This window comes from Methanolacinia paynteri, assembly GCF_000784355.1.
GTDB classification, from domain to species: Archaea; Halobacteriota; Methanomicrobia; order Methanomicrobiales; family Methanomicrobiaceae; genus Methanolacinia; species Methanolacinia paynteri.
The window spans coordinates 1-3009 of record NZ_AXDV01000074.1 but is presented as its reverse complement, the minus strand read 5'-3'; the positions used below and the strand labels follow the sequence as shown (position 1 = coordinate 3009).

Annotated in this window: 3 protein-coding genes; all 3 read left to right on the top strand. The window is 56.1% G+C overall.

Annotated elements, in window-relative coordinates; genetic code table 11:
• The first annotated feature begins 243 nt into the window (after nucleotides 1-243).
• Nucleotides 244-1209, top strand: coding sequence for an ion transporter (locus METPAY_RS01780; RefSeq protein WP_052418611.1), 966 nt, complete (start codon nucleotides 244-246; stop codon nucleotides 1207-1209).
• A gap of 70 nt (nucleotides 1210-1279) precedes the next feature.
• On the top strand, nucleotides 1280-1771 hold the full coding sequence (locus METPAY_RS01775) for a gamma carbonic anhydrase family protein (protein ID WP_013328870.1): 492 nt from the start codon (nucleotides 1280-1282) through the stop codon (nucleotides 1769-1771).
• On the top strand, nucleotides 1764-3009 hold a 1246-nt coding region (locus tag METPAY_RS01770; protein ID WP_084600646.1), incomplete at its 3' end, for a CoB--CoM heterodisulfide reductase iron-sulfur subunit A family protein. The genes METPAY_RS01775 and METPAY_RS01770, both read left to right, overlap by 8 nt.

Below are 3009 nucleotides of genomic sequence, written 5' to 3'. Positions count from 1 at the left end.
TTTAGATATTAATTAGTGACCAAAGGTCGCCTTGGGTTTCGAAAGGGCGACAGTCCTTCGGTTGCCTGATCGGGATAAAAGGAGCCGGAGGGACGCTTGCCCGTCCCGAGGCGACCTGTCGCCATGAGGGGGAGGGGCACAGGGAGGGGGAAACATCCCCCTCCCTTCAATATAATGGCGACCCCTCCACCAGATCCATCTGCCATACGAAAGAAAATGAATTAAATAAAGAATATTATTACTATGGCAACAGGAGGAGCGTTCAGGGAATTTGAAAACAGGGTAATCATAACCCCGAGGCAGAAGATCTACAACTTACTCAACCGTGGAATCGAAGGCTACGGGCCGGGGCGGATCTTCAATTCCCTGATGTTTCTCTTCATAACCGTAATCATCGTCAACGTAATCATCCAGACCGTCCAGGGCCTGCCTGCGACCGTCTACCTCTTCGGCAGGCTTCTCGATTCTCTCGCGGTCATCGTCTTCACCACAGAATATATCCTCAGGGTCTGGACCTGCGTCGAGAACCCCGAATACCATAAGAAAAACGCAGCCGAGACCGCAATCGTCGGGCGGCTCAGCTACATGGTCTCGGGAATGGCGATAATCGACCTCGTGGCCCTCTTCTGGTTCTACCTCCCGTTCTTCTTCGCGGACCAGGAAGTCTACGCGATGGTCGGAATCCTGAAATTCTTCACCATATTCAAGCTCATCAGGTATTCCCCGTCGCTCCACGTCATCGCCAGGGTCTTCAACGCAAAAAGGCGACAGCTCGCGATGATGTTCTACATCATCCTCTTCCTGCTCGTAGTCACCTCAGCAATCATGTTCTACATCGAGCACCAGGCCCAGCCGGAGAAATTCGCCTCGATACCCGATGCGATGTGGTGGGCCGTAATAACGCTCACGACCGTCGGCTACGGCGACGTTTACCCCATAACCCCGCTCGGTAAGTTCTTCGGCGGACTCTCCGCACTTCTCGGCGTAGGCGTCATCGCACTCCCGGCCGGTATCCTCGCCTCGGCATTCATGGAGGAGGTCTCGAAGGAGGCGAAGGAAGAGGATGAGCACATAGAAGAATTCAAAGACGAAAGCGATGATACGCACGGAGAAAAAACAGGAGACGATACGGAAAACAACAGCCACGGGACAAAGTGCACGTGCCCCGAATGCGGCCACGAATTCTTCCTCCCCGACGAAAACAATTAGTGCGGTGCATCTTAAAGCGATTACCTCCACCATAAAATACTTTGAAGCATAGAACCAACACTTAGGCACCATGAGTAGCAATACTCTCAGAAACGACGCTCTTTTCATTGCTGAAAACGCCACCGTAATCGGCGACGTATCCCTCGGGAAGGATACCGGAATCTGGTTCGGGGCCGTGCTCAGGGCCGACAATGAAAAAATAACAATAGGCGAAGGCTCGAACGTGCAGGACAACTGCGTAGTGCACGTCTCCAAAGGCCACCCCATAGTCATCGGGAAGAACGTATCGATAGGCCACGGTGCAATCGTCCACGGGTGCACCATCAGGGACAGGGTTCTCGTCGGGATGGGATCGGTGATCCTCAACGGGGCCGAGATCGGCGAAGACACCATCATCGGAGCGGGAGCCGTAGTGCCCGAGAACAAGACGATCCCCCCGGGCTCCGTTGTCATGGGAGTGCCCGGAAAGGTCGTAAAGGAGACCTCCGAAGAGCAGAAGGCCCACATCCTTAAGAATTCGCAGATCTATATCGAACTTGCAGGGAGATACGCCAATGAGTGAGATCGCGGTGATCGGTGCCGGAGCGGCCGGAATCCAGGCGGCACTCGATGCTGCCAACAGGGGGATCAAAGTCCATCTTATCGAGAGGGAGCCGACGATCGGCGGACGGATGGCTCAGCTCGACAAGACTTTTCCGACAAACGACTGCTCCATGTGCATCCTTTCTCCGAAGATGGTCGAGGCGGAGAGGAACGAGAATATAATACTCCATACGCTCACCGAACCCGTATCACTCGAAGGCGAGGTTGGCAATTTCAGGCTGACACTGCTCCGCCACCCCCGGTACGTCGATGCCGAACTCTGCAACGGCTGCGGGGACTGCTACGAGGTCTGCCCCGTCGAGGTCTACAACAGGTACGACGCGGGCCTCGGGGTCAGGAAAGCGATATACAAGCCGCACGCCCAGATCGTCCCGAACCTCGCGATCCGCGACCCGGAGCACTGCATAGACTGCGGGCTCTGCTACGATGTCTGCGGGAGGGAGGCGGTCCGTCACGACGACGAGGACTCCGAAGAGGAGTTCACCATCAACGTCGCCGCGATAATCATCGCGACCGGCTATGATACATACAACCCCGAGAAGAAGGCCGAACTCATGTATCTCAGGCACCCCGACGTGATCACGAGCCTCGAGTTCGAGCGGATGATCTGTGCGAGCGGACCGACCGGCGGAAAGCTCAGGAAACTCTCGAACGGAGAAAAGCCGAGATCGATCGTCTTCGTCCAGTGTATCGGGTCGAGGGATCTTACGATCGACAGGTGCTACTGCTCGTGCGTCTGCTGCATGTACGCGATAAAGAACGCCATGCTGATAAAGGAGAAGAACCCCGACACCGAGGTCACGATGCTCTACATGGATATCCGGGCCTACGGCAAGGGATACGAGGAATACTACGAGCGGGCGAAGAACCTCGGGATAAATTTCATCAGGGGAAGGCCGGGGGAGATCCTCGAAAAGCCCGGTAAGGGGCTCGAGATCATGGTCGAGGATACCGAGACAAGGGAGTTCCTGAAGCTCAGCCCCGACCTCGTCGTCCTCTCGGTCGGGATGCAGCCCTCGAAGGGTGCCGACAGGATCGCGGAGATCTTCGGGATAAAGACGGAGGACTCGGGATTCTTCAGCTCGCCCGAGATGAAACTGAACCCTGTCGGGACGATCAGGCCGGGAATATATATTGCAGGAGCTGCATCCGCCCCCAAGGACATCCCCGACAGCGTAACACAGGGCGAGGCGGCGG

What these genes read in the sequence shown, in the direction of transcription:
- METPAY_RS01775 (WP_013328870.1), top strand. Translation starts at nt 1,280, where the DNA reads ATGAGTAGCAATACTCTCAGAAACGACGCTCTTTTCATTGCTGAAAAC.
- METPAY_RS01780 (WP_052418611.1), top strand. Translation starts at nt 244, where the DNA reads ATGGCAACAGGAGGAGCGTTCAGGGAATTTGAAAACAGGGTAATCATA.